The 26,639-nt window shown below is 64.1% G+C and carries 24 protein-coding genes and 1 pseudogene; 5 read left to right on the top strand and 20 right to left on the bottom strand.

Going from position 1 to position 26,639, the window contains the following annotated elements; genetic code table 11:
- Positions 1-93: 93 nt before the first annotated feature.
- Positions 94-2,403: a PAS domain-containing sensor histidine kinase gene (locus tag EFD56_RS24030; RefSeq protein WP_126906480.1), complete on the top strand. Its 2,310-nt coding sequence runs from the start codon at positions 94-96 to the stop codon at positions 2,401-2,403.
- Here EFD56_RS24030 and EFD56_RS24025 read toward each other — a convergent pair.
- The 12 genes from EFD56_RS24025 to EFD56_RS23970 form a co-directional block, all read right to left on the bottom strand.
- Entirely contained in the window at positions 2,400-5,357 is a 2,958-nt protein-coding gene (locus tag EFD56_RS24025) for a bifunctional [glutamine synthetase] adenylyltransferase/[glutamine synthetase]-adenylyl-L-tyrosine phosphorylase (RefSeq protein ID WP_085742095.1), read from the bottom strand. The two genes, EFD56_RS24030 and EFD56_RS24025, sit on opposite strands and share 4 nt — an antisense overlap.
- Before the next feature lie 135 nt (positions 5,358-5,492).
- Positions 5,493-6,905 (bottom strand): sensor histidine kinase, encoded by a 1,413-nt coding sequence (locus EFD56_RS24020; protein ID WP_085742094.1) that lies wholly within the window; start codon positions 6,903-6,905, stop codon positions 5,493-5,495.
- A complete protein-coding gene (locus tag EFD56_RS24015; protein ID WP_406549437.1) occupies positions 6,902-7,657 on the bottom strand; it encodes a response regulator transcription factor in 756 nt (251 codons plus the stop codon). Before EFD56_RS24015 ends, EFD56_RS24020 begins: the two co-directional genes overlap by 4 nt.
- A gap of 64 nt (positions 7,658-7,721) precedes the next feature.
- Positions 7,722-9,320 carry a Do family serine endopeptidase gene (locus tag EFD56_RS24010; protein ID WP_126906479.1) on the bottom strand — a complete coding sequence of 533 codons (1,599 nt, stop codon included), beginning with the start codon at positions 9,318-9,320 and terminating at the stop codon, positions 7,722-7,724.
- A gap of 208 nt (positions 9,321-9,528) precedes the next feature.
- Positions 9,529-9,984: a cytochrome c-type biogenesis protein gene (locus EFD56_RS24005; protein ID WP_085742092.1), complete on the bottom strand. Its 456-nt coding sequence runs from the start codon at positions 9,982-9,984 to the stop codon at positions 9,529-9,531.
- Positions 9,981-11,975, bottom strand: coding sequence for a heme lyase CcmF/NrfE family subunit (locus EFD56_RS24000; protein ID WP_126906478.1), 1,995 nt, complete (start codon positions 11,973-11,975; stop codon positions 9,981-9,983). Before EFD56_RS24000 ends, EFD56_RS24005 begins: the two co-directional genes overlap by 4 nt.
- Positions 11,972-12,484 (bottom strand): cytochrome c maturation protein CcmE, encoded by a 513-nt coding sequence (gene ccmE, locus EFD56_RS23995; RefSeq protein WP_085742090.1) that lies wholly within the window; start codon positions 12,482-12,484, stop codon positions 11,972-11,974. Before ccmE ends, EFD56_RS24000 begins: the two co-directional genes overlap by 4 nt.
- The gene (ccmI, locus tag EFD56_RS23990) at positions 12,481-13,611 is read right to left on the bottom strand and encodes a c-type cytochrome biogenesis protein CcmI (RefSeq protein ID WP_085742089.1); all 1,131 of its coding nucleotides are present in this window, start codon (positions 13,609-13,611) and stop codon (positions 12,481-12,483) included. The genes ccmE and ccmI overlap by 4 nt, the downstream gene beginning before the upstream one ends.
- 98 nt (positions 13,612-13,709) lie before the next feature.
- On the bottom strand, positions 13,710-14,135 hold the full coding sequence (locus EFD56_RS23985) for a hypothetical protein (protein WP_064817800.1): 426 nt from the start codon (positions 14,133-14,135) through the stop codon (positions 13,710-13,712).
- A gap of 119 nt (positions 14,136-14,254) precedes the next feature.
- Complete coding sequence (locus EFD56_RS23980; RefSeq protein WP_012483204.1) at positions 14,255-15,658, bottom strand: sensor histidine kinase; 1,404 nt, start codon at positions 15,656-15,658, stop codon at positions 14,255-14,257.
- A complete protein-coding gene (locus EFD56_RS23975; protein ID WP_012483203.1) occupies positions 15,648-16,319 on the bottom strand; it encodes a response regulator transcription factor in 672 nt (223 codons plus the stop codon). The genes EFD56_RS23980 and EFD56_RS23975 overlap by 11 nt, the downstream gene beginning before the upstream one ends.
- Positions 16,320-16,373: 54 nt before the next feature.
- Positions 16,374-16,622: a hypothetical protein gene (locus tag EFD56_RS23970; protein ID WP_004670343.1), complete on the bottom strand. Its 249-nt coding sequence runs from the start codon at positions 16,620-16,622 to the stop codon at positions 16,374-16,376.
- A gap of 326 nt (positions 16,623-16,948) precedes the next feature.
- Here EFD56_RS23970 and EFD56_RS23965 point away from each other — a divergent pair, with 326 nt between their 5' ends.
- Positions 16,949-18,172 (top strand): MFS transporter, encoded by a 1,224-nt coding sequence (locus EFD56_RS23965; protein ID WP_183817449.1) that lies wholly within the window; start codon positions 16,949-16,951, stop codon positions 18,170-18,172.
- Between the two features lie 186 nt (positions 18,173-18,358).
- Here EFD56_RS23965 and EFD56_RS23960 read toward each other — a convergent pair whose 3' ends face one another.
- Positions 18,359-18,664 carry a Dabb family protein gene (locus EFD56_RS23960; RefSeq protein WP_010002930.1) on the bottom strand — a complete coding sequence of 102 codons (306 nt, stop codon included), beginning with the start codon at positions 18,662-18,664 and terminating at the stop codon, positions 18,359-18,361.
- 33 nt (positions 18,665-18,697) lie between these two features.
- Positions 18,698-19,371, bottom strand: a pseudogene (locus EFD56_RS23955) (hypothetical protein); the annotation flags it as partial.
- Between the two features lie 156 nt (positions 19,372-19,527).
- On the opposite strand from EFD56_RS23955, the gene EFD56_RS32750 reads away from it, so the two are divergent.
- The gene (locus EFD56_RS32750) at positions 19,528-19,689 is read left to right on the top strand and encodes a hypothetical protein (RefSeq protein ID WP_164736860.1); all 162 of its coding nucleotides are present in this window, start codon (positions 19,528-19,530) and stop codon (positions 19,687-19,689) included.
- A gap of 9 nt (positions 19,690-19,698) precedes the next feature.
- Here the strand turns inward: EFD56_RS32750 and EFD56_RS23950 are convergent, their stop codons facing one another.
- The 4 genes from EFD56_RS23950 to EFD56_RS23935 all read right to left on the bottom strand — a co-directional run bounded on the left by EFD56_RS23950 (position 19,699) and on the right by EFD56_RS23935 (position 22,405).
- The gene (locus tag EFD56_RS23950) at positions 19,699-20,259 is read right to left on the bottom strand and encodes a TetR/AcrR family transcriptional regulator (protein WP_126906475.1); all 561 of its coding nucleotides are present in this window, start codon (positions 20,257-20,259) and stop codon (positions 19,699-19,701) included.
- Positions 20,260-20,279: 20 nt separating this feature from the next.
- Positions 20,280-20,741, bottom strand: coding sequence for a nuclear transport factor 2 family protein (locus tag EFD56_RS23945; protein ID WP_012483196.1), 462 nt, complete (start codon positions 20,739-20,741; stop codon positions 20,280-20,282).
- A 78-nt stretch (positions 20,742-20,819) separates the two neighbouring features.
- Complete coding sequence (locus EFD56_RS23940; RefSeq protein WP_126906474.1) at positions 20,820-21,752, bottom strand: pyridoxamine 5'-phosphate oxidase family protein; 933 nt, start codon at positions 21,750-21,752, stop codon at positions 20,820-20,822.
- Positions 21,753-21,793: 41 nt separating this feature from the next.
- Entirely contained in the window at positions 21,794-22,405 is a 612-nt protein-coding gene (locus EFD56_RS23935) for a glutathione S-transferase family protein (protein WP_016734350.1), read from the bottom strand.
- Between the two features lie 155 nt (positions 22,406-22,560).
- On the opposite strand from EFD56_RS23935, the gene EFD56_RS23930 reads away from it, so the two are divergent.
- A complete protein-coding gene (locus EFD56_RS23930) occupies positions 22,561-23,454 on the top strand; it encodes a LysR family transcriptional regulator (protein ID WP_126906473.1) in 894 nt (297 codons plus the stop codon).
- A gap of 7 nt (positions 23,455-23,461) precedes the next feature.
- Here EFD56_RS23930 and EFD56_RS23925 read toward each other — a convergent pair whose 3' ends face one another.
- Positions 23,462-23,830 carry a DUF983 domain-containing protein gene (locus EFD56_RS23925; protein ID WP_126906472.1) on the bottom strand — a complete coding sequence of 123 codons (369 nt, stop codon included), beginning with the start codon at positions 23,828-23,830 and terminating at the stop codon, positions 23,462-23,464.
- A 219-nt stretch (positions 23,831-24,049) separates the two neighbouring features.
- Complete coding sequence (locus tag EFD56_RS23920; protein ID WP_126906471.1) at positions 24,050-25,453, bottom strand: aminotransferase-like domain-containing protein; 1,404 nt, start codon at positions 25,451-25,453, stop codon at positions 24,050-24,052.
- Between the two features lie 223 nt (positions 25,454-25,676).
- On the opposite strand from EFD56_RS23920, the gene EFD56_RS23915 reads away from it, so the two are divergent.
- Positions 25,677-26,582 carry a S1C family serine protease gene (locus EFD56_RS23915; RefSeq protein ID WP_012483191.1) on the top strand — a complete coding sequence of 302 codons (906 nt, stop codon included), beginning with the start codon at positions 25,677-25,679 and terminating at the stop codon, positions 26,580-26,582.
- Positions 26,583-26,639 lie beyond the last annotated feature (57 nt).

Below are 26,639 nucleotides of genomic sequence, written 5' to 3'. Positions count from 1 at the left end.
ACCTTTGCCTCTGGACAAGGCGAATCACCCATGATTCTCTAGGTCAGGTTCGAGCGAGCGGCGCGCGAATCACACGAGGGACAAGGCGAAGAGATGATGGACGTGCGGCGGGCAACCGTGGCCGGAAGACGGCTGCGTGTCGATTTTGACGGGCTGAAAGCCTGGCGAGACAGCCTATCCGGTCACCCGACATCGGAACCCCTCCTGCGTCATCTGCCGAAGGCGGAGCTCATCTTGAAGCGCGCCATTCCGGCATTGATCATCGCCTTCCTTTCCGTCGTCGCCGCCTCGCATTTCTTCGGCATGATGAGCGAATATAGCCGGCTGGAGGCTTCCGCCCGCCATGCCACGGCGCTTTCGGCGGCGACGGCCTCTGCCGTCTTTGCCGATGCGGCCGACATTTTCGACAGCGGCGATATCACGCAAGCCCAGGCCCGGCTTGCCAGGTACCTGCCACAGGACCGGCTGGACGACGGCGCCTTCGTGCTGCTGGTGCAGGCCAGCGGTAAGGTTTTTGCCGCAACGACCGCCGGGCTTTCGCATGTCGGCAGCAATGTCGGCGATTTCTTCCCCGAAGTCTCGGCGATCCGGCGTTTCGGCGATCGGGCCGGCGTCATCGAAACCACCATCGGCGGCGTACCGCACTATGCCGAGATCACGCTGATGGGCAATGCCGGCGGCTTCGTCGTCGCCGCCACCTCGCTCGAGGAAGTCGGCCGGCTCTGGCGCGAGGAGCTGGCGCTCAACGTCACGCTGTTTGCCGGCATCTCCTCGATCCTGCTCGTCATCCTCTATGCCTATTACACGCAGGTGAAGCGGGCCCGCGACGCCGACGACATCTTCCTGGAATCGAACCTGCGCGTCGAGACGGCGCTTTCGCGCGGCCGTTGCGGCCTTTGGGACTTCGATTTCGAGAACCGGGAATTCTTCTGGTCGCGCTCGATGTACGACATGCTCGGCCTGCCGGGCTCCGACAAGACGATGGGCTTCGGCGAGGCCGCGCGGCTGATGCATCCCGACGACGGCGGCCTCTACGAGATCGCCCGCGCCATCGCCAAGGGCCATTCCGGCCAGGTCGACCAGATCTTCCGCATGCGCCATGCCGGCGGCCACTATGTCTGGATGCGCGCCCGCGCCCAGGTGATCCGCAGCAATTCCGGCCGCATGCATTTGATCGGCATCGCCATGGACGTGACCGAACAGCATCGGCTCGCCCAGCGCTATGCGGAAGCCGACCAGCGGCTCGCCGACGCCATCGAATGCACCTCGGAAGCCTTCGTGCTCTGGGACAAGAACGACCGGCTCGTGATGTGCAACACGCATTTCCAGCAGGCCTACGGGCTGCCGGACAGCGTGCTGGTACCCGGCACCGAGCGCTCGATCGTCAATGCCGCAGCCGCCCGCCCGGTCATCGAGCGGCGGATCGCCGATGCCGACGGCTCCGGCTATTCGCGCACGACCGAGGTGCAGCTGGCCGACGAGCGCTGGCTGCAGATCAACGAGCGGCGCACCCGCGACGGCGGCAGGGTGTCTGTCGGCACCGACATCACGCTGATGAAACGCCATCAGGAGCGGCTGCGCGAATCCGAACGCCGGCTGATGGCGACGATCGGCGATCTTTCCGCCTCGCGCCAGACGCTGGAGATCCAGAAATCCGAGCTTTCGACGGCCAACGCCAATTACCAGGCGGAGAAGGAGCGCGCCGAAGCGGCCAACAAGGCGAAATCAGAATTCCTCGCGAACATGTCGCATGAGCTGCGCACGCCGCTGAACGCCATCCTCGGCTTCTCCGAAATCCTGCAGAACCAGATGTTCGGGCCGCTCGGTTCGGCGAAATACGACGAGTATGCCCGCGATATCCATGACAGCGGCAAACATCTGCTCAACGTCATCAGCGACATTCTCGACATGTCGAAGATCGAAGCCGGTCACCTCAAGCTGCACCGCGAGCGGATCGATCTCGTACCGCTGATCGAGGAAAGCCTGCGCTTCACCGCCATTCCGGCGGCCGAAAAGAATATCCTCATCGACCAACGCATCTCCTCTGGCCTGACGCTGACGGCCGACCGCCGGGCGATGAAACAGGTACTGCTCAACCTGCTTTCCAATGCGGTCAAGTTCACCGACAATGGCGGCCGCATCGCGGTGCGCACACGCCGCGTCGACGGCGCCGTCACCGTCACCATCGCCGATACCGGCATCGGCATCCCCCGTTCGGCGCTATCGAAGATCGGCCAGCCGTTCGAACAGGTGCAGAGCCAGTACGCCAAGAGCAAGGGCGGTTCCGGCCTCGGACTTGCCATCTCGCGTTCGCTGACCGCCCTGCATGGCGGCCGCATGAAAATCCGCTCGCGCGAAGCCGTGGGCACGGTGATCTCGCTGCGCATTCCGGACGATGTCTAAGCTTTGACCACGCTCAGGAAAATCTTCCGAACCGCCTTGGAAAGCCGCTTGATCTCCCCCTCCAGCGTCGTGATATCGGGGCAATCGCCGGCGCGGCAGACAAGTTCGATGAGACCCGCCGGCGCGTCGTTCGGATCGAACTCACCGTCAATGCAGAGACGGATCAATTGCGACAGGCTGGTGTAGAGCGCGAAAGCTTCGAGGCAGGTGTCGAGGTCGGCCGCGGCCATCAGCCGGTCGCCGAGCACCTTCAGAGCCTCGCCGGTGCTCAGGCCATTGACGGCAACATCGACACCCTTGGCGGGAGCGATCAGCACCAGGTATTGGGCGATGAATTCGAGATCGACGACGCCGCCGGGGATCAGCTTCAGGTCCCAGGGGCCGGACGGCGGCTTTTCCTTTTCGATCAGCTCGCGCATCTCGGCGACATCATGCGCCACCTTGGCAATGTCGCGATCGGCCGACAGCACCTCCCGGACGATATGCTCCGCCTCGGCGATCAGGCTGTCATCGCCTGAAATCAGCCGGGCGCGGCTGAGCGCCATATGCTCCCAGGTCCAGGCCTCCTCGCGCTGGTACTTACCGAAGGCATTGATGCGGGTGGCGACCGGCCCCTTGTTGCCGGAGGGGCGCAGCCGCATGTCGACCTCGTAGAGCACGCCTTCGGCGGTCGGCGCCGACAAGGCGGCGATCAATCTCTGGGTGACGCGGGTGAAGTAGCGCGTCGCGTCGAGCGGCTTCGGCCCGTCGGATTCGGAGGCGGCGTCGTCATAATCATAAAGCAGGATCAGATCGATGTCGGAGCCTGCTGTCAGCTCGAAACTGCCGAGCTTGCCCATGCCTGATATGGCGATGCGGCCGCCGGGATAATCGCCGTGCGCGGCCCGCATCTCGGTTGTCACGGCATCGAGCGCGGCTGATATGATGAGGTCGGCGAGATGAGTGAAGGCGCGGGCAGCCATTGCGCCGTTGATTGCGCCGGTGAGCAGGCGGATGCCGATCAGGAAGCGCTGTTCGGCGGCGAAGATGCGCAACCGGTCGAGCACCTCCTCATAATGGCGCGCCTGGGCGAGCGAGCCGTTCAGGCGCTCGCCGAGATAATCGCGCGTCGGCAGCTCGGCCATCAGGGCCGGATCGAGCATGCCGTCGAAAACATGCGGCCTGGCGGCGATCACCTCGGCCAGTCGCGGTGCCGAGGACATGATGTTGACAATCAGCGACAGGAGCGCCGGATTGCTGCCGAGCAGCGAGAAGAGCTGGATGCCGGCCGGAAGGCCCGAGATGAAGCTGTCGAAACGCAGCAGCGCCTCGTCGGCGCGCCTGCTTTCGCCGAAGACGCGCAGGAGCTCCGGCGCCAGCTCCGTCAGCCTTTCGCGCGCCTCCACCGATTGCGTCGCGCGGTAGCGGCCGTAATGCCAGGTGCGGATGATGCGGGAAATGTCGGACGGCCTGTTAAAGCCGAGCTTCTTCAAGGTCTCCAGCGTATCCGGGTCATCGCCCTGGCCGGTGAAGACGAGGTTTCCGGTTTCGGTGGAAAGCTTGCTCTCCTGCTCGAACAGGCGGGCATAACGCCGCTCCACCGTCTTCAGCACGCCAACCAGCCGTTCGGAAAAACTCGGCGTGTCGGTAAAGCCCATCATGAAGGCAATGCGCTTGAGGTCGGCATCGGTCTCCGGCAGCAGGTGGGTCTGCTCGTCGCGCACCATCTGGATGCGATGCTCGACGTCACGCAGGAACCAATAGGCCTCCGTCAGCTCGTCGCGGGTCTCGGCGTCGATCCATTTCGCCTTGGTGAGCTCGCCGAGCGTCTCCTCGGTCCCGCGGCCGCGCAACGCCGGCATGCGGCCGCCGGCGATCAGCTGCTGGGTCTGGACGAAGAATTCGATCTCGCGGATGCCGCCGCGCCCGAGCTTGACATTATGGCCCTTGACCGCGATCGCGCCGTGCCCCTTATGCGCGTGGATCTGCCGCTTGATCGAATGGATATCGGCGATCGCCGCGTAATCGAGATATTTGCGGAAGACGAAAGGCGCAAGCCCGCGCAGGAACTCGCCGCCGGCCAGAAGGTCGCCGGCCACGGCGCGCGCCTTGATGAAGGCCGCCCGCTCCCAGTTCTGGCCCCTGCCCTCGTAGTAGATCATCGCCGCGTCGACCGGAATCGCCAGCGGCGTCGAACCGGGATCCGGGCGCAATCGCAAATCGCTGCGGAAGACGTAACCATCCGCGGTGCGTTCCTGCAGGATGCGCACCAGCCGGCGCATCATCCTCGGGAACACCTCGATGGCGTCATCGGGGTCGGGCACGATGCCGGCCTGCTCGTCGAAAAAGACGACGAGGTCGATATCGGAGGAATAGTTGAGCTCGCGGGCGCCGAGTTTGCCCATGCCGAGCACGATCAGTCCCGAACCTTCGCTCGGCTTGGCCGGATCCCGCAGCCTGACCTTTCCGCTTTCATGCGCGGAGAGCAGCAGATGGTCGATTGCAGCGGCGACGGAGGCTTCGGCGAGCTCGCTCAGCCAGGCGGTCGTGGCCCGGCCGTCGAAGATGCGCGAGAGATCGGCCAGTGCAACGAGGAAGGCGGCCTTGCGCTTGATGATGCGCAGTCTGCTCATCACCGCCGATTCCACTGGCGCGGCCCCGTCGCCGTCCGGCTGCCAGCAGTCCCGCGCCTCGGCGATCAGCGCTTCGATCTGCGGCTCCAAGGGTTGGGTGATGGCGCCGGCGAGGACGGCCGGGTCGAGATTGACGATTTCGCGCAGATAGGGCGAGAGCGTCAGCACGGCGGCAATGAAATCGCGCAGCCGCCCTTCGCTCTTCAGCATCGCGGCGACCGCCGGCTCGCTTTTGCCGGCCTGCTGGAGGTCGCTCATCGCCAGCTTCAACTCCGTCTGGCTCAGCGGACGCAGCAGCCCTTCGGCGACGTCCTTCAGGCCATGCGTCGATTTCGTCAGCATAGGCTCTCCTGCTTGAAGCGGAAGGAAACGGCCGGCAGAATCACGCCTTCCCCCTCCTCGATCGGGATTAAACTAGGGTCTCGGGGCCAAACCGCCAATACGCGATTCAACGGATCGCGTTTCCGCACAAGTCCTTCAGGCAGCCTTGGCCGGGAAGATCATGCTGACGGTCAGGCCGCGCTGTTCCGGACTGTCGGGATCGGTGTCGGAGAGTTCCAGCCGGCCGTTGTGCAGTTCCATCACCGCCTCCACCAACGAAAGCCCGAGCCCGGTGCCGGGCTTCGAGCGGCTTTCGTCGAGGCGGACGAAGCGCTTGACCACGTCGTCGCGCCGATCGGCCGGAACGCCCGGTCCATGGTCTGCCACCGACAGGCAGATGCCATCCGGGCGGCGGGCAAGCCTTAGCGACACCTCGCCCGCCCCTTGCGTATCGGAGGAATATTTGATGGCATTGTCGAGCAGGTTGAAGATCGCCTGGCCGATCAGCTCGCGATTTCCTTGCACCTCGATCCCGGGTTCGACGCTCGAGCTCAAGCCAAGCCCGGCCTCTTCGGCCGCCGGCTCGTAAAGCTCGGCGCTGTCGGAAACAATGGCCGACAGCTCGACCGGCGACATCTCCGCGGCGACCGATCCAGCCTCGACGCGGGAGATCATCAGCAGCGCGTTGAAGGTGCGGATCAGCTGGTCCGATTCGGAAATGATGCCTTCGAGCGCTACCCGCCGCGTATCGGCATCGCTCATGTCGAGCGCATCGGCCGCCTTGTTGCGCAGCCGCGTCAGCGGCGTCTTGAGATCGTGGGCGATGTTGTCGGAGACCTGCCGCAGGCCTTCGTTCAGCTTCTCGATGCGCTCCAGCATGGTATTCAACGACATCGACAGCCGGTCGAACTCATCGCCGGAGCCGCCGACCGGCAGACGCTGCGACAGGTCGCCGGCCATGATCTTCTTGCTCGCATCCGACATGCGGTCGATGCGTTTGAGCGCATTGCGGCCGATGGCGAACCAGATGATGATCGCGCCGAGCCCCATGATCGCCAGCGCCACCATCAGTGCCTGACGCACCAGGAGGCGGAAACGTTCGGGATCGCCGAGGTCGCGGCCGATCAGGATCCGCAAGCCGTTGTCGAGCACGAAGATATTGGCGATCGCCCGATGGCGGCGCTCGACACCGCCGCCGTCGGTATAACGTTGATAGGCGAAGGGCGCGGAGGTCCAGCCGACCTCCTCGAAAACACCAGGCTGCACCGAGGCGACATTGCCGGCGAGAATATCGCCCGAGGGCCCGGCGATGATATAGAGATTGGCGCCCGGCTGACGGGCGCGCCGCTCCATCGTGCGCAGGAGAAGGTTCATGCCGCCTGTGTCATAGGCGCGCTGCACCTGTTCCACCTCCTGCTTGACGGCATCGCGGATCTGGCCGGTCAGCAGCCGTTCCGACATCGCCGTCACATAGAAGACGAGGGTCGCGGCGCAGATGGCGAAAAGCAGGATGTAGAGTGCCGAAAGGCGGACTGCGGTGGACTTGAAGAGAACCCTGAAGCGGCTCATCCCTCGTCCTTGATCATGTACCCCGCGCCCCGGATGGTTTTCAGGAGCGGCTGGCTGAAGTCCTTCTCGATCTTCGAGCGCAGGCGCGAGACATGGACGTCGATGACGTTCGTCTGCGGGTCGAAGTGGTAGTCCCAGACATTTTCGAGCAGCATGGTGCGGGTCACCACCTGGCCGGCATTTTTCATCAAATATTCGAGCAGGCGGAATTCGCGCGGCTGCAGCGGGATTTCCTTGCCGCCACGGCGCACCTCGTGGGAGAGCCGGTCGAGTTCGAGATCACCGACGCGATAGACGACATCCTGTTCCGGCGTGCCCTTGCGGCGGCCAAGCACCTCGACACGCGCCAGCAATTCGCTGAAGGCATAGGGCTTCGGCAGGTAATCGTCGCCACCGGCACGAAGACCGGTCACCCGATCATCGACCTGGCCAAGCGCGGAGAGAATGAGCACCGGCGTATGGACGCCCTTGCGGCGCAGCTCGCTGATGACGGAGAGACCGTCGCGGCGCGGCAGCATGCGGTCGATGACGATGACGTCATAGGTATTTTCCGATCCCATGAACAGACCGCTCTCGCCGTCGCTGGCGTGGTCGGCGACAATGCCTGCCTCGCGAAAGGCTTTCGTGAGGTAGACCGCGGCTTCGAGATCATCTTCGATGATGAGAATCTTCATGCGGCCGACATTACCCACCGGCTGCGTTTCGGCAAGGCTCAAAGCATCTGGCTGCGGAGCGGCGCTCATCGCGATCATCCTTCAAAATCAGAACAATCGAGCCGGGCGGAGTTTCCTCCGCACGGCTCCCGTTTTGCGGGGATCAGCCCTGGCCGTTGATCGGCAGAGCGACGAAACGGCTTCCTTCGCTCGACTGGATCTGGAAGAGCGCCCGGGTACGACCGTCCTTCTTGGCCTGGTTCAGCACCTTGACGACATCGCCGGGGGTGGAGACTTCCTGGTTGTTGACCGAGGTGATCTTCTCGCCTTCCTTGATGCCCTTGTCGGCGGCGTCGGAGTCCGGGTCGATACCTGTTATCGTCAGGCCCTTGCCGTCATCGGAGGGGCCGACCGTCAGGCCGAGATCGGCGAGCGCCTTCTCGGACGCCGGCGCCTCGGGCTGCTGCGGCTGGCTGTTGTCATCGGCATTCGCTTCCTTCTGGTCGGCCGGCAGCGTGCCGAGTTCGACGGTCAGGGACTGCGCCTTGCCAGCGCGCCAGACCGAAAGCTCGGCCTTGCTGCCCGGCTGCATCGCGCCGATGCGGCGGCTGAGATCGCGCGCATCCTTGATCGTTTCACCATTCAGGGCGGTGACGACGTCGCCGGCCTTCATGCCGGCCTTGTCGCCCGGCGAGCCCGCCTGCGGGGCGACGACGAGGGCGCCGCTCGGCTCGGAAAGGCCGATGGATTCGGCGATATCCTTGGTCACCGGCTGGATCTGGACACCCAGCCAGCCGCGGGAAACCTGGCCGTCCTTCATCAGATCGGCGACGACATCCTTGGCGGTCGAGGCGGGAATGGCGAAGGCGATGCCGACGCTGCCGCCGGACGGGGAAAAGATCGCGGTGTTGATGCCGACGACTTCGCCGCTGAGGTTGAAGGTCGGACCGCCTGAATTGCCGCGGTTCACGGCCGCATCCACCTGCAGGTAATCGTCATAGGGACCGGAGCCGATATCACGGCCGCGGGCCGAGACGATGCCGGCCGTGACCGTGCCGCCGAGACCGAAGGGGTTGCCGACGGCGACGACCCAGTCGCCGACGCGGACATTGTTGTCGTCGGCCCAGTTGACATAGGTGAACTTCTTGCCCTTGCCGTCAACCTTCAGGACAGCGAGGTCGGTGCGCGGATCCTTGCCGATCAGCTTGGCATCGAGTTCGGTGCCGTCATTCATGACGGCGACGAAGGCCTGGCCGTCGGAGACAACGTGATTGTTGGTGACGATGTAGCCGTCCTCGGAGATGAAGAAGCCGGAGCCTTGAGCGACCGGACGCAGCCGGCCCTTGCCGCCGGGACCATTCGGGCCGCCCGGGCCACCGGGGCCGTTCTGGCCGAAGCGCCGCTGATGGCCCTGCTGATCGTTCGGATCCTGGCCGAACTGACGGAAGAAGCGCTTCAGCGGGTGATCGTCAGGCAGATCATCGAAGCCGCGGCCGTTGAAATCGAAGGCGAAGCCGTCATTGTTGTCGGCGACGGGATTGACGCGATTTTCCACGCGAACCGACACGACGGCGGGCGAAACGGCATCGACGACATTGGCGAAGCTCGGAACGGCAGGCGCCTGAACCTTGACGGCTTCGGCATAAGACCGGGTGATTTCGAGCGGAACGCCGGTTGCGAGCACAGCGGCTGCGATACCGGCAACGGTAGAAGCCTTGAGCACGGTGGCGAGGGACGGACGTCCGTTGAAATTCTTCAGCATTGGAGCACCTTCTCTTGTTCTTAGATCTTCAGACCGGCAGCGCCGGATCATTCGATGGACAAGATATAGGATGGCGCACCTTACTGCGAACTGTCCGGCCAATGAAAAGTTTGTAATGTTTTGAAATCTTGCTGGTCGTCACTGCGCCCGGCCCTTCTCTGGAGCTGCCCAGAGGACTTGGAAATATTCACCCCGGCTCGACGGGGTGTTATTTCTTCAGTAGCTCGTTCAGCCTCGCCTGCTCATCCGCCGTCAGTTTGCTTCCCGTCGGCTTGCCTGATCTCCTGCGGGCAAACACCAGCAGCGACAGGCCGCCGGCGAGCACCAGCAGCACCGGCGCGCCCCAGAGCAGCACCGTCTTTATGCTGAACCGCGGCTTCAGCAGCACGAATTCGCCGTAGCGCGAGACGATGTAGTCCAGCACTTCCTCATCGCTGTCGCCGTCCTTGATGCGCTCGCGCACGAGCAGGCGCAGATCTTTTGCCAACTCGGCATTGGAATCGTCGATCGACTGGTTCTGGCAGACCATGCAGCGCAGTTCGGCCGACAGCGTCCGGGCACGCGCTTCGAGCGCCGGATCGGCCAGCACCTCGTCGGGATTGACGGCGAAGGCCGGGGTGGCCGAAAGCATCAGAGCCAAAACCAGGAGCAGACGCCGCATCATTCCGCCGGCTCCATCGCGGGTGTCGCCGGCTTCGCCTTGGCCCGGCGCCGCGGGGCGCCGACGCGCAGGCGGCGGTCGGAGAGCGAGACGCAGCCGCCGGCGGCCATGATCAAGGCGCCGCCCCAGATGCAGAGGATGAACGGCTTCCACCAGATGCGCACGACGATACCGCCGTCCGTGGTGGCGTCGCCGAGCGAGACATAGAGCTGGCTGAGGCCGAAGGTCAGGATGCCGGCTTCGGTCGTCGGCATCTGCCTTGCGGTATAGAGCCGCTTGGCCGACCAGGTATCGGCGACGACAACCCCGGCGCGCCGGATGGTGAAGTGGCCGCGCTCCTCGCTGTAGTTCGGTCCCCTGCCCGGCCGCATGCCGTCGAACGCGAGACTGTAGCCGCCGGCCTCGATGATCTCACCCGGCTTCATCGCGACGACATGTTCGCTCTGGAAGGTGGTGACGGCGACGATGCCGAGCACGCTGACGCCAAGGCCGGCATGGGCAAGCGCAGTGCCGAAGGCCGAACGCGGCAGACCGGTCAGCCGGCGCCAGGCGATGCTGCCGGCGAGTTTGCCGATGCCGGCGCGATACCAGAGATCGGCAATGGCGCCGAGGATCAGGAACAGCCCGGCCGCCAGCCCGAGCACGGCGAGCACCGGCCCGCCATGTTCGAGATAGAAGACGATGACGGCGGCGGCGAAGGCGAGAGCCGCGACGGCATAGAGCCGCTGCAGGGCGCCGAGCAGATCACCGCGCTTCCAGGCCAGCAGCGGCCCGAACGGCACGATGACCAGCAGCGGCGCCATCAACAGTCCGAAGGTCAGGTTGAAGAAGGGCGGCCCGACGGAGATCTTGTCGCCGGTCAGCGTCTCCAGGAGCAGCGGATAGAGCGTGCCGGTGAGAACCGTGCCGCAGGCGACCGTCAGGATCAGATTGTTGAGAACCAGCGCCCCCTCGCGCGAGATCGGCGCAAACAGCCCGCCGGCCGCCAGCTTCGGCGCCCGCAGGGCAAACAGCGACAGCGCCCCGCCGATGAAGATCAGCAGGATGCAGAGAATGAAGACGCCGCGGGAGGGATCGCTGGCAAAGGCATGCACCGAGGTCAGCACGCCGGAGCGCACCAGGAAGGTGCCCATCAGCGACAGCGAGAAGGTCAGGATGGCGAGCAGCACCGTCCAGATCTTCAGCGCCTCGCGCTTTTCCATGACGAGGGCCGAATGCAGCAGCGCGGTGCCGGCCAGCCACGGCATGAACGAGGCGTTCTCCACCGGATCCCAGAACCACCAGCCGCCCCAGCCGAGCTCGTAATAGGCCCAGTAGGAGCCCATGGCGATGCCAAGCGTCAGACAAGTCCAGGCGGCGAGCGTCCAGGGCCGCACCCAGCGCGCCCAGGCAGCATCGATGCGGCCTTCCAGCAGAGCAGCAACGGCAAAGGAGAAGCAGACGGAAAAGCCGACATAGCCGAGATAGAGCAGCGGCGGGTGGATGGCGAGCCCGACATCCTGCAGCACCGGATTGAGGTCGCGGCCCTCGGCCGGGGCCGGATCGAGCCGCAGGAAGGGATTGGAGGTCAACAGGATGAACAGCGTGAAGGCGAGCGAGATCCAGGCCTGCACGGCCAGCACATTGGCCTTCAGCGTCTCCGGCAGATTGCGGCCGAAGACGGCGACCAGCGCGCTGAACAGCGTCAGGATCAGCAGCCAGAGCATCATCGATCCCTCGTGATTGCCCCAGACGCCGGAATATTTGTAGATCAGCGGCACCAGCGAATGCGAATTCTCCCAGACGTTCTCGACCGAGAAGTCGGAGACGACATGGGCATGGGTCAGGACGGCAAAGGCAAAGGCGACGAGCGCGAACATCGCCAGCGAGCCGGAGGTCGCCACATCCATCATCGCCCGGTCATGGCGGCGGGCGCCGATGACAGGCACGATCGAGACGATCAGCGCCGTCGCCAGCGCCAGCAACAGGGCATAATGGCCGATCTCGATGATCATCGCGTCGCCTTCGCCTCCTGGCCTTGGCCTTGTCCCGCTTGGCCTTGTCCCCCTTGGCTTTGTCCGCCTTGGCCATCCTGCCACAGGCCCTGCGCCTTCAGCTTGTCGGCCACCTCCTTCGGCATATAGGTCTCGTCATGCTTGGCGAGCACCGTGTCGGCGACAAAGACGTTGCCGCCTGATGCAAACATGCCTTCGGTGACCACACCCTGGCCCTCGCGGAACAGATCGGGAAGGATGCCGGTATAGTGGACCTTGACCGCATTGGCGCTGCCGTCGGTGACGGTAAATTCCACCGTCGAACCGGCGCCGCGCACGACGCTGCCGGCCCCGACCAGGCCGCCGAGCCGGATGCGGGTCTCCGGCGCCACCGGGGTCTTCGCCAGATCCGCCGGCATGTAGAAATAGGCCACCGACTGGCTGAAGGCGAACATCACCAACAGCACCGCCGCAATAATGAAACCCATCCCGCCCGCGATCACCGCCAAGCGCTTCTGCTTGCGCGTCATTGCGTCATCCCCTCCGTGGCTATGCCAAGTTCCCTGGCAAGCGCCAGCAATTGCCGGCCCTGTTCACCCGCCGGCGGAAAGGCCGCAAGCCCGCGCTTCAGGGCATCGGCTGCGCGATCCTTATCGTTCAATACGGCGTAAGAGCGGATGAGACGCATCCATCCCTCGAAATTATTGGGTTCGGCGGTCAGCTTGGCGTCGAGGCTTTGGACCATGCCGCGGATCAGCTGCTGCCGGTCGCCGGCGCTCATGTTTTCAGCGGCGGCCACATCTTCCGAAGTCGGTCCGCCGGGCGCCGTCGGCTGGGCCGCCGCGCCGCCGTTCTTGGCAATATGTTCATTGACCAGCGGCAGCCAGGGCGCATCGGCGGGCGATTGCTGCGCCAGCGCTTCGAAGGCCCGGCGCGCCTCGTCGGTCCGCCCCGCCTGCTCCACGCTGAGGGCGACATAGAAACGGGCACGCGGATTGTCGGGTTCCAGCGCCAGCGACTGTTCCAGCGCCTGGCGCGCCTCCTCCGTCACCACGCCGTCGGAGACTGCCATCAGCGTCTCGGCAAGGCCATCGAGCCGGATCGGGCTCGGGCCGAGAAGCCGGATGGCATTGCGATAGGCGAGTTGCGCATCGTTGACCCGCATCGTGCGGAAATAGATCGGCGCCAGCACGTCCCAACCCTTGCCGTCGTCCGGATTCTCAGCCAGATGCCGTTCCGCCTTGGCGATCAGCACCGCCATGTCGTTGCCGGGATTTTCCAGCCGCGCTTCGAGCGGCTGCGCGGGCAGATCCGGCCTGCCCATCGTCAAATAAAGACAGAGCCCGAGCACCGGCAGGATCAGGAGAACGAAGGCCTCAGTAACACGGTGATGTCGTGCGGGTTTCGGCGTTGTCTCCGGCTCGCCGGCAGAAACGGCGATCAGCCGACGGCCGATTTCGGCCCTGGCATAATCAGCCTCTTCCGGTGTGATCAGCCCGCCGGCAAGATCGCGGTCGAGTTCGCGCAGCTGGTCGCGATAGACTGCCGCCTCGCCGGCGCGGCTGTTCTCAGCCGCCTTCGCTCCACGCAGAAGGGGGTAAAGCAGAATGACGGCGACGGCTGCCGTCAGAACGGCAACGAGAATCCAGAACAGCATAGCCGCCCAAATACGTGAAGCGTGACGCTATTCCAACTGCCAAAGCCCGAATGACGAAGATTTGAGGCTATTCGCCGCAATTTAGCTTGGAATGGGCCTCACCCGAGCGGCGACCAACTGCCGTCATCGTTGCGGCAGGCAGCGCCTCGCGCCACGGTATCCTTGCCGTCGACCGTCAGCGTATGGGTATATTGCCGGCAATTCTGCGAGCCGACCTGATAGGGTGCTGCCGCCACCACCTTGCCGGTAACATTCTTGCCGCTCCAGACCACGGGCTGGCCGACGGCTGCCCCTTCCAGCGCCCGATATTCCGCCTCGAGCGCTCTTTGCTTGTCGCTGTCGCTCAAGCTGACACCGCTGCGCCCGACGATGCCGCCCTGCAGTGCGGTGATGAAGGCAGCCGATGCCGAGGGTTTGCTGGAAAAAATGCCACGCGAGGCAGCTCCCTTCGTCGTCGTGCAGCCGGTGAGCGCGACGGCGAGAAGCAGGATGGAAACGATCATGCCTTGCGAGCGTAGAATCATTGCGTCGAACCACGATCAGGGGTCAAAATACAGCCGATCGAAGTGCAGCGTCCCCGTGTCAGCATTAAGGCAAAGCATGCTATGCGTTTGCCACTAGCTTTGTGACATCAAGCAGTTGGTCATGCAACATCCTTTGTGACGCCGGGCAGGATAAGCTTCGCCTTCAGCCCGCCCCACTCGCCGCGGGACAGTTCCAGCCGCCCTTGATACTCATTGGAAATCTCGGTGACGATCGACAGGCCGAGCCCGGTTCCGGGCTTGCTTTCGTCGAGCCTGCGGCCGCGTTTCAGCGCCTCGCGGATCTGGTCAGGCTCCAGGCCTGGCCCGTCGTCCTCGACAGCGAGCTCCACCCAGTGGCGGCGCGCACTCGCCTCCGCCCCTTTCACGTCCTCGCCGGCCTCGACGGCCGAAAGCCGCACCCTGCTCTTGGCGAAACGCGCCGCATTCTCCAGCAGATTGCCGACGGTTTCCTCGAGATCCTGCTGCTCCATGGCGACGGCCAGATGCGGCGGCGAGACGACGAGATCGAATTCGGTATCGACGTTCAGGCGGCGCATGACGCGCACCAGCCGTTCCAGTGCCGGCTCGGCATCGGTGCGGGCGAGTACGGATTCGCGCTGGGCGGCGATGCGGGCGCGGTTGAGATAGGACTGCACCTGCCCCTGCATCGATTCCGCCTGGCTGCGCACCAGTTCGCCATGGGATTTTTCGAGAACGCGCGCCTCGTTCAATAGAACGGCGATCGGCGTCTTCAGCGAATGGGCGAGATTGCCGACCTGCATGCGCGCCCGCTCGACGATGCGGCGATTGCTGTCGATCAGCGCATTGACCTCGTTGGCAAGCGGCAGGATTTCGCGCGGGAAGTCGCCTTTCAGCTGCTCGCTCTCGCCGGCGCGGATACGCTCCAGGGCGGCGCGCGCCTTGTCGAGCGGCTTCAGGCCATAGAGAATGGCGAGCGCATTGACGATCAGGCTGCCGACGCCAAAACCGGCGAGCGCCAGATAGAGGCTGTGGGAAAAGGTGCGCACGTCGTCCTCGACGACATCGACATTGCCGGTGACGCGGAAGCGCGCCGCACGCCCATCAGTGTCGAGCACCACTTCGGTCTCGGCCACCTGCACGCGGTTTCCCGAGGCGTCCGTCACCTGGTAGTAGCGCTCGTAATTCTTGTCGAAGGGCGCCTCGACGACGGAGGGAACCGGAATGAGCGCGGAGCCGAGCGAAGGCGAGACCAGCGGGGCTGTCGTATAGGTGCCGAGTGGCTCCACCACCCAATACCAGCCGGTCTTCGGCTGGGCAAAGCGCAGGTCGCCGAGCTGCGGGCTGCCGCTCAATGCGCCCTGATCGCCGATCGTGACGGAATTGATGACATTATAGAGCTGCGCCCGCAAGAGATCCTGGAAACCGCGTTCGGCGCTCTTGCGGTAGAGGGTCGAGATCAGCAGGCCGATCACCACCAGCGCCACCGTCGACCAGACCGTGGTCAGCAGCAGCACGCGCGCGGTGAGCGACTTAATTCGCATGTTTCGGCGCTTGGATGCGGTAGCCGAGACCGCGCACCGTTTCGATCAGGTCGACGCCCATCTTTTTGCGCAGGCGGCCGACGAAGACCTCGATCGTGTTGGAGTCGCGGTCGAAATCCTGGTCGTACATGTGCTCGACCAGTTCGGTTCTCGAGACGACCTCGCCCATGTGATGCATCAGATAGGAAAGCAGCCGATATTCGTGCGAGGTCAGCTTCAGCGCCGTGCCGTTGACCGTCGCCTTCGAGGATTTGGTGTCGAGCCGCACCGGCCCGCAGACGATTTCCGAGGAGGCATGCCCGGCGGCGCGGCGGATCAGCGCCCGGATGCGCGCCAGCACTTCCTCGACATGAAAAGGCTTGGTGACGTAATCGTCGGCGCCGGCGTCGATGCCGGCAACCTTGTCGCTCCAGCGGTCGCGCGCCGTCAGGATCAAAACCGGCACGGCGCGGCCGGCGCCGCGCCATTTCTCCAGCACGGTGACGCCGTCCATCTCCGGCAGGCCGATATCGAGGATAATGGCGTCATAGGGCTCGGTATCGCCGAGGAAATGGCCTTCCTCGCCGTCGAACGCCTGGTCGACGACATAACCCGCCTCCTTCAGCGTGTCGGTCAGCTGCCGGTTCAGGTTGACATCGTCTTCGATTACCAGGATGCGCATCGGTCCGCCTTCGTCCGCTTCAAATCGATCATGTTCTGAATAGACCGATTCCGCCTACATCGGAACCTTTACCGTCACCTTGCGCGGACGCTGACCGTTGCCCGACACGAGAACGGTGATAATGCAGCTATCGCCCACCGGTTGCACGGACAGGAGCTGGCCGCCCGTCTGCTCGACGACCTGGGCTGCGGCGGCGCTGCAATCGCCTGCCACGCGCAGGACGAGGGTGCCCGCGCCGTCCGATGAGGGCGCCGATGCCACCAGCCCGGCAGCCACTACTGCGACGCTCAGAGGAAAGGCCATGTTCTATGCTTTCAAGGGTAATTCCAACTTGCTGCGACTATGTACTCACGCGACCTGAATGGCAAATGAATGCACTGTAATACAGGGTGTTTAGAACCGTTCTCGACTGTTGGCGGCAGCCCGTGTGAGTTGCTGAAAACCGATGCCGCGGCAGCCTTCTGCGCGTGGGAAAAGGCTTGGCCCCAGGCGCATAGGGAAGGCTGGGAGCAGATCCTCGCGTCAAGCCCGCGCGCGCCGGGCTGCCGCGAATTGCAATCACAGCTTTTACCGGCTGATTGAACCTGTTATGTCGTTGCGGCTCCCGCATCCAGGCCATTTCAGCACCAATGCCAAACTCCTTCCGCTTCCGCTCAGCGCAGACGGTTTTCGTGCTCGCCATTACCCAGCTGATCGGCTGGGGTACGACCTTCGACATGCTCGGCGTGATGGGCCGCATCGTGGCGCCCGATCTCGGCATGGTGAACGAGGTGGCGTTTGCCGGCTTGACGATCATGATGATGGTCAGCGCCATCGTCGGCCCGGCGACCGGCCGCTGGCTTGGCCGTTATGGTGCGGCCCGGGTGCTTTCGGCGGCTTCCCTGACCTTTGCCCTCGGCCTCTGTCTGCTTGCCGCCGCCAACGGCGTCATTCTCTACGCCGCCGCCTGGATCGTGATCGGCGTCGGCGGCGCGCTCGGCCTGTCGGCCCCCGCCTATACCGCCGTCGTCGAGCGCGAAGGGATGAACGGCAAGCGGGTCATTGCCGTGCTGATGCTGTTCACCGGGCTTTCGAGCGCCATCTTCTGGCCGATCCTCAGCCTGCTCAACGAAACCGTCGGCTGGCGCTTCACCTTCCTCATCTGCGCAGGCCTGCAATTCTTCATATGCCTGCCGCTGCATCTTTTCGCCCTGCCGAAACCGGTCGCGGCCCATGTCGACGGCGGCACAGCCGGCATCGCCCCGGTGCCGCTGTCGAAGACGGCGCAGCGCAAGGCCTTCCTGCTGATCGCCGCGACGACGACCATCACCACCTTCATCACCTTCGGCATCTCGCCGTCGCTGCTCGAGATCTTCCACCAGTCCGGGGCCTCGCCGGCCTTCGCGCTGCAGCTCGGCTCGGCCCGCGGCGTGCTCGGCATTTCGGCGCGGTTCCTCGACATGCTGCTCGGCCGGCGCGGCAATCCCATCCTCAGCGCCGCCATGGGCATCGGCCTGATGCTGGTCAGCTTCCTGATGATGCTGGCCGCCAGTCCATCGACGCCGCTGCTCGTCAGTTTCGTCCTACTCTACGGCTTCGGCTCCGGCGTCATGACCGTCGCCCGGGCGCTTCTGCCGCTGGCGCTGTTTTCGCCGCGCGAATTCGGCCTCCAATCGGCGCGGCTGTCGCTGCCGCAGAACCTTGCCAATGCAATCGCCCCGGTCGTCTTCACCGCCATCCTCGACCGCGCCGGCACCGGCCCGGCGCTTTTCGCCGCAGCCGTTCTCGCCGCCTTGTCGCTCACTCTGGTGCTGATGCTGATGACGCTGGTGCGCGGTGCGCTGGCATCGAAGCCGAGCCCGGCCATCTCATGAGGCGTGGAATGGACGCCATCTTCAGCTGACCCATGACCAGTCGCGTTTGACGAATCTTTTGAATCGCTTGCCGCCGGTTTTTCGGACGTTGAGTCCGGTGGCTCACGGCTGCATTAACATCCAGCGCCCGCGAGTGCGGAAAGCCGCTTATCCCTTTGAAATTTCATCGAAGCATGGGTGGCCGATTCAGAGCGGCCGCGTCACCGCTGCGCGGCTGTCGTAGTCCGCGGCGATGCGCTTTTCCCGCAGCGGCCGAACACGCTCGATCGAGCGCTGATAATCGGGATGCGCCTTATAGGCGGCGAGAGCCGCCTCATCATCGAACTCACCGTAGACGACAAGATCGATCTCGGTACCCAGCTGATCGGTCTTCACATTGGTGCCGATTTCCAAGAGCCGCGCCTGCGGAATAGCGGTCAGGATCGAAAGCCCGGCCCTTACCTCCTCCAGATGTTCCTCCTGCACGGTGAAGAAGACGATATGGCGGATCACGCGGAAGCTCCTGTCAGATTTCAGAGGGTCGGCCCGCGCGATAACACGCCGACCCCGGGCCTTCAACCGCGCACCCTGCCCTGCGCGGCATCCGGACGCATCGCCGCATGGAAGGCTTTGGCGTAGCCCGCGAGCTTCTCGGCCCGGTCGGTGCCGTTGACGATGCGGCGCGCATTGACCCAGTCCTCGGTCGTCGCGTTCAGGTGATCGGCAAGTTTGTGGCCGGTGAAGCTGCCCTGCAGCATGCCTTCGATCAGGATGGTCACCGCCGCATCCATCTCCATCGCCCGGTCGGGATCGGCAACGAGATCGATGCCGGTCAGCACGCTCATCGCCTCGTAATTCCGCTTATGGGTGAGCTGCACCAGACCACGGCCCAACCAGCAGCAGCCATCCTCGTCCGGCCGCCAGTAGGGCGTCTTTACCCAGGAGAGCCGGCCGGCGGCAAAGGCCGCCTCCAGGATCTCGACCGCGCGGGCATCGCTTTGCGCCAGCGTCTCGCGGACCGGCTGCATCGTATAGGCGGTCTCGTGATACGCGGTTGCGAGGATATAGGCGAGCCATCGGAGGTCGGCCGGCGCAAACCGCCGTTCCCAGGCGTCGAGAATCGCCGTGATACCCTCTACCTGAGGCTGAGTTAGCTCTCCTTTAAAGAGCTCCTCGCGCACCGCATCAAAAAAGAACATCCGATCCATGTGGACAACCATACCGCGCTTCCCGCGAATCTCGTGGTTAAAACCGTCTTAATCGATTAAAATCAACTTAATCGTTTGAAGTGTCTAAGCCCCTGATTTACACGGCTTTTGTCTTGTGCAATGCATCTCCCCGCCCTGAAGCCTTACCACCACAAGAGGAGACTTCCGATGCAGACGCCCGCCAATACCCAGACCACCATTCCCCAGCACGTCGTCGACCAGATGGAGAACGAGTGGCGCCAGATTCGCCTTGCACGCGAGAACACCCCACCCGCCCCGGCAGCCTCAACTGCAGCGCTGAGAGATACAGGCAAAGCGGCGCGGATGTAAGGGCTGGCGTCATCGCGTCGCGGCCTCAAGCCGCATCGCCAGCGTTTCCAGTGACCGCGTGAAGACGGTTTCATCTCTAAGCGCGCGCGACAGCACCAGCGCCCCTTGAATGCCGCAGACGCCTTCCTCGGCCAGCGTCTGCGCCTCCTCCTCGACACAGCCAGCCCGCATCAGCGCCAATCGCAACGCGTCGATCCAGCGGGTGAAATAATCGCGGATCGCTCGGGAAAACCGTTCGCGGGTGTCGTCGAGCGCGAAGGCGCCGACGAGGCAGATGCGGCGGCCGGAGCGGAAGTACTCACTTACATTGGTCCACATTGCCGCGATCGCCTGACGGGCATCGTCATGTCGCAGCGGCCGATAGACCGCCTCTTCGAACCAGCCATCGATAGCGGCGAGCACGGCGTCGGCCATCTCCTCCTTGCCGCCCGGGAAGAAGTGATAAAGGCTGCCCTTGCCGATGCCGGTGCGTTCGGTGATGCGGCTGAGCGTGGCGCCCTCATAGCCGAGCTCGCGGAAGATTTGCGCGAGCAGCGGCACGATGTCGGCGCGTTCATAGACGGTCTTCACCGGCGCAAAATCATCCTGTTCTAGAGGCCGAGCTCAGTGAGGCCGGGATGATCGTCCGGACGTCGGCCGAGCGGCCAGTGGTATTTGCGCTCCGTTTCCCGGATCGGCAGATCGTTGATGCAGGCAAAACGGCGCTGCATCAAGCCGGCCGCATCGAATTCCCAATTCTCATTGCCGTAGGAGCGGAACCAGTTGCCGCTGTCATCATGCCATTCATAGGCAAAGCGCACGGCAATTCGATTGTCGGTGAAGGCCCAGATCTCCTTGATCAGCCGGTAGTCCAGCTCTTTCGCCCATTTGCGCGTGAGAAAGGCGACGATCTCGGCGCGGCCGGTGACGAATTCAGCGCGGTTCCGCCAGCGGCTGTCCGGCGTGTAGACGAGCGAGACGCGCTCGGGATCGCGGCTGTTCCAGCCATCCTCGGCAAGACGGACTTTCTGCGTGGCGGTCTCGAGAGTGAAAGGCGGAACGAGACTGGACATGAGATCTCCTGTACTGAATGGTAATCAATTTACTGATCGGTACACATTTTACAAGTCTGCATCGGGCGGTGATCGAGCTTAGACCTCGGTGCGCCGGCTCCACCGCAGCGGCAGGGCATCCGGGCGAAGCACGATCTCCTCCGGCGTGAAACGCCACAGCCTTTCCGCCTTGGGAAAGGCGGCGATCTCGGGCGAATCGAGTAGCACCTCGACCCTGCCGGTCATTTGCAGCATGTCGCCGGTTTCAAAATCGACGAAGACCAGCCCGGCCTTCGGATTGACCAAGAAATTGCCAAGCGTGTTGAAGAAACGATTGCCGGCAAAGTCGGGAACGGTCAGCGCGCCATCGGTGCCAAGATGCACGAAGCCGGCATAACCGCCGCGATGGGAGACGTCGACCTGGCGTTCGCCATTCTCGCGGTCGACATAGGAGGCGACGAAAAACGTATCGGCGCTCTCGACCATCCGCCGCGCGCGCTGGTCGAGCTCACGCGAACGCAGCGGCGGCACCGCGGTCGGCAGAGCGGGATCGCGGATAAAGGCGGCAGCGCGCGGCTGGATATATTGCGGACAATTGCCGAAGCTCTGGCCGACCCGCAGGCGAAAGGCGCCGGCATCCGTCCTGCCGATGACGCCGTTCAGCCGGTTGCGCCGCCGGGTCTCGAGCTGAATGCCGAGCATGGCGATGGCCGCGCCATCCTCCATGCCGGCATCGGCCGGATCGGCCGGCTCGCGCGGCAGGCGGACCTCAAGCGTCTCCGGGTCCGGCGAAGACATGAAGCCCGGCTGCGCGGCCCGCATCGTTGCCCAGACCTCTCCCTTCGCATCGACCGTGCCTAGCACGACGAAAGGCAACATCGGAAAGAAGGCGCGGTGCTGCTCGGGCATCGCCTTGCGGACAAAATTCCGCCCCGGACCGTCCATGCGTTCGACGACCCCGAGGCTGCGCTGCATTTCAAGCTCACCCTGATGCCAGGGCGATGTGGCAGCTTCTCTTGACTGCTCCAACATCACGGCCTCCTTTCAGGCACGATTTTCAACGGGGGCGGATCTTATGCGGCCAAGCCGATCTTGGTCTTGCTGAAGCCGACGAAGCCCGGCAGCGCCTCGATGCGGCCAAGCCAGGCACGCACGGCCTGATAGGGCGAGGTGTCGACATTGCCCTCCGGCGCATTGGCGATGTAGCTGTAAAGCGCGATATCGGCGATAACAGGATTGTCGCCGAGCAGGAAGGCGCGGCCGGAAAGCTCCGCCTCGACCAGCGCGAGAATACGGTGCGCCCGGGCAATCACCTCGTCGGCGTGAAAATTGGCGCCGAAGACGGTGACCAGACGGGCGGCGCAAGGTCCGTAGGCGATCTCGCCCGCGGCGACCGAGAGCCATTTCTGGATCCGCGCGGCCGTCAAGATGTCCTCCGGCAGCCAGTCGGTGCGGCCAAATTTGCGTGCGAGATAGACGAGGATGGCGGAGGAATCGGAAATGACCGTTCCGTCGTCGTCGAGCACGGGCACCTGGCCAAAGGCATTGAGCTTCAGGAACTCCGGAGCCTTGTGAGCGCCGGCAGCCAGGTCGACCTCGACCAGTTCGTAAGGCACGCCGAGCAGCGACAGGAACAGGTGAACCCGGTGCGAATGGCCGGACAGCGGATGATAATAGAGTTTCATGACGGTTCCTCTGGCGTCTTTTGGGGCGGGAGCAAGGCCTCGGCCTTGCCGGCGATGGCGATTTCGAACCATCTGCAGGGGAATTTACTGCCTTCCAATCGACTGCAGTAGGATGCTAATCTGGAAGGCATGTTCCCAATTATTGGAAGGATGAAATGGACCGCCTCGACGCCATGAGCGTGCTTCTTGCCGTCGTCGAACACGGCAGCCTGTCGGCCGCCTCGCGGCATCTGCGTTCACCGCTGGCAACCGTCAGCCGCAAGATCTCCGAGCTCGAGGCGCATCTTCACGCCAAACTGCTTCAGAGAAGCAACCGCAAGATCACGTTGACCGAGGCCGGACGCTCCTATGTCTCGGCGGCGCGAGAAATTCTTGACCGGGTCGAAGAGGCGGAACGGACGGCCGCCGGCGAATACAGTGCGCCGAAGGGCGAACTGACGATGACCGCGCCGATCGTCTTCGGGCGGCTGCATGTCCTGCCTGTCGTGGTGGATTTCCTGAAGGCCTATCCCGAGATCAATCTGCGGCTGATGCTCGGCGACCGGCTATCGAACCTCGTCGAAGATCACATCGACCTGGCTCTGAGGATCGGCACCCTTGTAGACAGCAACCTGATCGCCACGCGGCTCGGTGCAATCCGCCGCACCGTCTATGCCAGCCCGGATTATCTGGCGCGGAACGCCCCACCCCGGCAGCCGAGTGATCTCTCCGCGCATGACTGCATCACCTTCGAGAACATGGCCTCGATCCGGAGCTGGACCTTCAGCGACGGAAAACGTGATCTTGCCGTGCCGATCCGCTCGCGGCTTGCCGTCAACACCGCCGAGGCTGCCGTCGATGCGGCCGTGGCCGGCCTCGGCATCACCCGCGTACTCTCGTACCAAGCGGCCCGCGCCGAGACGGCGGGCCTGCTGGTGCCGCTGCTTACCGATTTCGAATCGCCGCCGGCGCCAGTGCACCTCGTCTACCCCTCGCAGGGGCTGGTGCCACTGAAGCTGCGAGCGCTCCTCGATTTCGCTACACCGCGCCTGCGGTCCACGCTGAAATAGATTTAGTCTAGGCCAGCTTGCCCTCTTCCGCCTTGTAGAAATACTGGCTGGCGACCAACCATCCCTTCAGCGGCCTGAGCGGCGGGATGCAGGTGGCGAGCATGAAGGGGCCGGTGACCAGAAGCTGCACCCAGATCGGCGCGAAAAACGCAACCTCCAGCCAGACGCCGAGCAGCACGCTCGGTATGCAAGCGAAGCAGATCACGAAAAAGGCCGGACCGTCCGCCGGATCGGCGAAGGCATAATCGAGGCCGCAAACCTCGCATTGCGGCTGCAGCGTCAGAAAACCCTTGAACATATGGCCCTGGCCGCAGCGCGGGCAGCGTCCCCTGACGCCGGTCTGCATCGGAGGAAGCGGGGGATATTCGGTGTCCATGATAACCTCGTCTTCTCTGGCACGCGGCTCAAATGCCAATCAATGCCGTGCAAATGTATGCATTCAATATGGTTACATTATGCGGCAATAGCCAGTCAATCTGCCAGAATGCCGCAGATTTCCGTCGGCTGGCGACCGGCAGCCGCAGACGTCCCGAATATCATCGAAGGGTGGCGAGGCCCGCAGGGTGCCTGAGGGCAAGCTGCAACGCTGCCAGGATCAGAAGAACGACGCCGCCATCTCCGGCGGGCCTTCTAGCGCATGGGCCATGAATTCCAGTGCGCCGTGCAGTCTCTCCCGGGTGACCGGGCCGCCGAGGCAGACCCGCATCGCTTCCGGGGCGGCGCCCTCGACGGTGAAGGCATCGCTTGCCGTGACGCCGATGCCGGAGGAACGCATATGACTGCCGAAGGTGGAACGGGTCCAGCCGTTGGCGAGCGGCAGCCAGATGTTGAAGGCAATCGGATCGGCGCGGTAGCTGCCGGCCGGCAGGATGGCGGCGACCATCTGCTGCCGGGCGGCGGCCTCAGCGCGGATGAAGCGCAGGATCGCGTCGGCCGTGCCGTCCTCGATCCAGCGGGTAGCGAGCGCTACGGTCAAAGGCGAGGCCATGACGTTGTTGGCGCGCATGGCGCTGACGAAGGGCCATACGGCCTTGCTATCGGGTGCCACGACATAGGCAAGGCGTAGGCCCGCGCCCAGGCATTTCGCCAGGCCGCCAATATGCCAGGTCAGATCCGGCGCCATTGCCGCAAGCGGCGCCGGACCTTGCTCTGGAATGAAGCCATAGGCATCGTCCTCGACGATCGGCAGCTGATATTTGCGGGCGACGGCTGCGATTTCCTGGCGCCGGCCGGTTGGAATCGTCAGCGTCGTCGGGTTCTGCAGCGTCGGATTGAGATAGAGCGCCTTCGGCTTCAACCGCTCGCAGGCGGTGGCAAGGGCGTCCGGCAGGATACCGTCCTCATCCATCGGCAGCCCGGCGAGATTGAGCCGCAATTGGGCGGCGATCGAGCGCATGCCGGGATAGGTGATGATTTCCGACAGCACCGTCTCGCCGGGTTTGGCCAACAGGCCGAAGATCGCCAACAGGGCCGGATGCGCACCCGGCGTGACGAAGATCCGCTCCTGCGATGGCGTGAGCCCGCGGCGGCCGAGCCAGGCGGCGGCAGCATCCTTATCGATGCCGGCGCCGCCGAAGCCCTGGTAGCGCAGAAGTGGAACGAGACTGGCGGCCACCGCCGACATGCCCTCGCGCATGCTAGCGATCAGTTCCGGATCGTCCGGTTCCGGCGGCATGTTCATCGAGAAGTCGACGATCGAAGCGCGGCGCGGATCGGGGGCGGCGTCAGGCGCGAAGTCCTGCCGCGCCCTGCCCGCGCGGCCGGTGACGAAGGTGCCCCGGCCGACATGCGACTCGACAAGCCCGCGCTTCTGCGCCTCGACATAGCCCCTGGCCACGGTGGTGAAATCGACATTCAGCCGCTTGGCGAGGTCGCGCTGCGGCGGCAGCCGGTCTCCAACCGCCAGGTAGCCGCTGCGCAGATCCATTTCGATCAGATCGGCAATCGCCATGTAACGCGGGCTGCTGCTGCGGCTGAGGTCGGGATGCCAGTCCTTCATGTCGTGATCCGTGCCCGTCTGATTCCTGATAGGTAGGATTGACTGTATATTGTTGCGCAGCAGCGCTGTCACCCCCCCTGATATTCCGGTATGCGTCAACGGCGTAACAGTCGGCTGCGGAAATTCGCGTCGCGCCAGCCTTGCCGCAGCCCCTTCATCTCCTTACCTATTAAGAGGCGCGCCGGCTTTCGGTCTCGCGCGGCGGCGCCCTCGGGATAAAAGCATGAATATCGATCCGATCCTGCGGTCAGTCGTGGCCGTCCGTTCCTCCATTCCGGAAGATGCCTTCACGGCGGAGACGCTTGGCACTGTCCGGGAGGGCAGCGGCGTCGTCATTCGCGACAACGGCCTGGTGCTGACCATCGGTTATCTCATCACCGAGGCGGAGGAAGTCTGGTTGACGACCCAGGACGGCCGGGTGGTTCCCGCCCATGCCCTTGCCTATGATCAGGAAAGCGGCTTCGGCCTGGTGCAGGCGCTCGGCGTTCTCAACGCTCCGGCCGTGGATTTCGGTGACGCGGCCGCCGCCAGGCCCGGCGATCCGGTCGTCCTTGCCGATGGAATCGGCGAGTTCGTTCAGGCAAATATCGTCGCCCGACAGGAATTCGCCGGCTACTGGGAATATCTGCTGGATGAAGCGATCTTTACCGCACCCGCTCATCCTGCGTGGGGCGGGGCAGCGCTGATCGGCGCCGACGGCAAACTGCTCGGTATCGGTTCGCTTCGCCTGCAGATGAGTCAGGACGGCGAGGTCGCGGACATCAATATGGTCGTGCCGATCGATCTGTTGCCGCCGATCCTCGACGATCTCCTGAACCGCGGCCAGGTCAACAAGCCGCCGCGGCCCTGGCTCGGCGCATTCTCCGCCGAGAGCAATGGCGGCGTGGTGGTGATGAGCGTCGCCGAAGGCGGTCCGGCCGCCGAAGCCGGCCTGCGTCAGGGCGATATCATCTCGGAGATCCGTGACGAAGAGGTCGACGGCCTGGCCGATTTCTACCGCAAGCTCTGGCGCAGCGGCCCGGCCGGTGCCGAGATTCCGATGCGGATCCTGCGCAACGGCCGGGAGGCCTGGCTGCGCGTCAAATCCGCCGACCGCAACAGCTTTCTGAAAAAACCGCAGCTGCAGTAAGACGCACCGGCCCGTTGCAAGCGGCCGGACCTCCAAACGGATTCGACTTTTCTTTTG

This window comes from Rhizobium phaseoli, from assembly GCF_003985125.1.
GTDB classification, from domain to species: Bacteria; Pseudomonadota; Alphaproteobacteria; order Rhizobiales; family Rhizobiaceae; genus Rhizobium; species Rhizobium phaseoli.
Note: the sequence above shows the minus strand (reverse complement) of the source record. Positions and strands in the feature narration are given on the sequence as shown.

Excerpts from the sequence above, each read along its gene's own strand:
- EFD56_RS24030 (WP_126906480.1), top strand. The coding sequence starts at position 94 with ATGATGGACGTGCGGCGGGCAACCGTGGCCGGAAGACGGCTGCGTGTC.
- EFD56_RS24025 (WP_085742095.1), bottom strand. The coding sequence starts at position 5,357 with ATGCTGACGAAATCGACGCATGGCCTGAAGGACGTCGCCGAAGGGCTG.
- EFD56_RS24020 (WP_085742094.1), bottom strand. The coding sequence starts at position 6,905 with ATGAGCCGCTTCAGGGTTCTCTTCAAGTCCACCGCAGTCCGCCTTTCG.
- EFD56_RS24015 (WP_406549437.1), bottom strand. The coding sequence starts at position 7,657 with ATGATCGCGATGAGCGCCGCTCCGCAGCCAGATGCTTTGAGCCTTGCC.
- EFD56_RS24010 (WP_126906479.1), bottom strand. The coding sequence starts at position 9,320 with ATGCTGAAGAATTTCAACGGACGTCCGTCCCTCGCCACCGTGCTCAAG.
- EFD56_RS24005 (WP_085742092.1), bottom strand. The coding sequence starts at position 9,984 with ATGATGCGGCGTCTGCTCCTGGTTTTGGCTCTGATGCTTTCGGCCACC.
- EFD56_RS24000 (WP_126906478.1), bottom strand. The coding sequence starts at position 11,975 with ATGATCATCGAGATCGGCCATTATGCCCTGTTGCTGGCGCTGGCGACG.
- ccmE (WP_085742090.1), bottom strand. The coding sequence starts at position 12,484 with ATGACGCGCAAGCAGAAGCGCTTGGCGGTGATCGCGGGCGGGATGGGT.
- ccmI (WP_085742089.1), bottom strand. The coding sequence starts at position 13,611 with ATGCTGTTCTGGATTCTCGTTGCCGTTCTGACGGCAGCCGTCGCCGTC.
- EFD56_RS23985 (WP_064817800.1), bottom strand. The coding sequence starts at position 14,135 with ATGATTCTACGCTCGCAAGGCATGATCGTTTCCATCCTGCTTCTCGCC.
- EFD56_RS23980 (WP_012483204.1), bottom strand. The coding sequence starts at position 15,658 with ATGCGAATTAAGTCGCTCACCGCGCGCGTGCTGCTGCTGACCACGGTC.
- EFD56_RS23975 (WP_012483203.1), bottom strand. The coding sequence starts at position 16,319 with ATGCGCATCCTGGTAATCGAAGACGATGTCAACCTGAACCGGCAGCTG.
- EFD56_RS23970 (WP_004670343.1), bottom strand. The coding sequence starts at position 16,622 with ATGGCCTTTCCTCTGAGCGTCGCAGTAGTGGCTGCCGGGCTGGTGGCA.
- EFD56_RS23965 (WP_183817449.1), top strand. The coding sequence starts at position 16,949 with ATGCCAAACTCCTTCCGCTTCCGCTCAGCGCAGACGGTTTTCGTGCTC.
- EFD56_RS32750 (WP_164736860.1), top strand. The coding sequence starts at position 19,528 with ATGCAGACGCCCGCCAATACCCAGACCACCATTCCCCAGCACGTCGTC.
- EFD56_RS23945 (WP_012483196.1), bottom strand. The coding sequence starts at position 20,741 with ATGTCCAGTCTCGTTCCGCCTTTCACTCTCGAGACCGCCACGCAGAAA.
- EFD56_RS23940 (WP_126906474.1), bottom strand. The coding sequence starts at position 21,752 with ATGTTGGAGCAGTCAAGAGAAGCTGCCACATCGCCCTGGCATCAGGGT.
- EFD56_RS23935 (WP_016734350.1), bottom strand. The coding sequence starts at position 22,405 with ATGAAACTCTATTATCATCCGCTGTCCGGCCATTCGCACCGGGTTCAC.
- EFD56_RS23930 (WP_126906473.1), top strand. The coding sequence starts at position 22,561 with ATGGACCGCCTCGACGCCATGAGCGTGCTTCTTGCCGTCGTCGAACAC.
- EFD56_RS23925 (WP_126906472.1), bottom strand. The coding sequence starts at position 23,830 with ATGGACACCGAATATCCCCCGCTTCCTCCGATGCAGACCGGCGTCAGG.
- EFD56_RS23920 (WP_126906471.1), bottom strand. The coding sequence starts at position 25,453 with ATGAAGGACTGGCATCCCGACCTCAGCCGCAGCAGCAGCCCGCGTTAC.
- EFD56_RS23915 (WP_012483191.1), top strand. The coding sequence starts at position 25,677 with ATGAATATCGATCCGATCCTGCGGTCAGTCGTGGCCGTCCGTTCCTCC.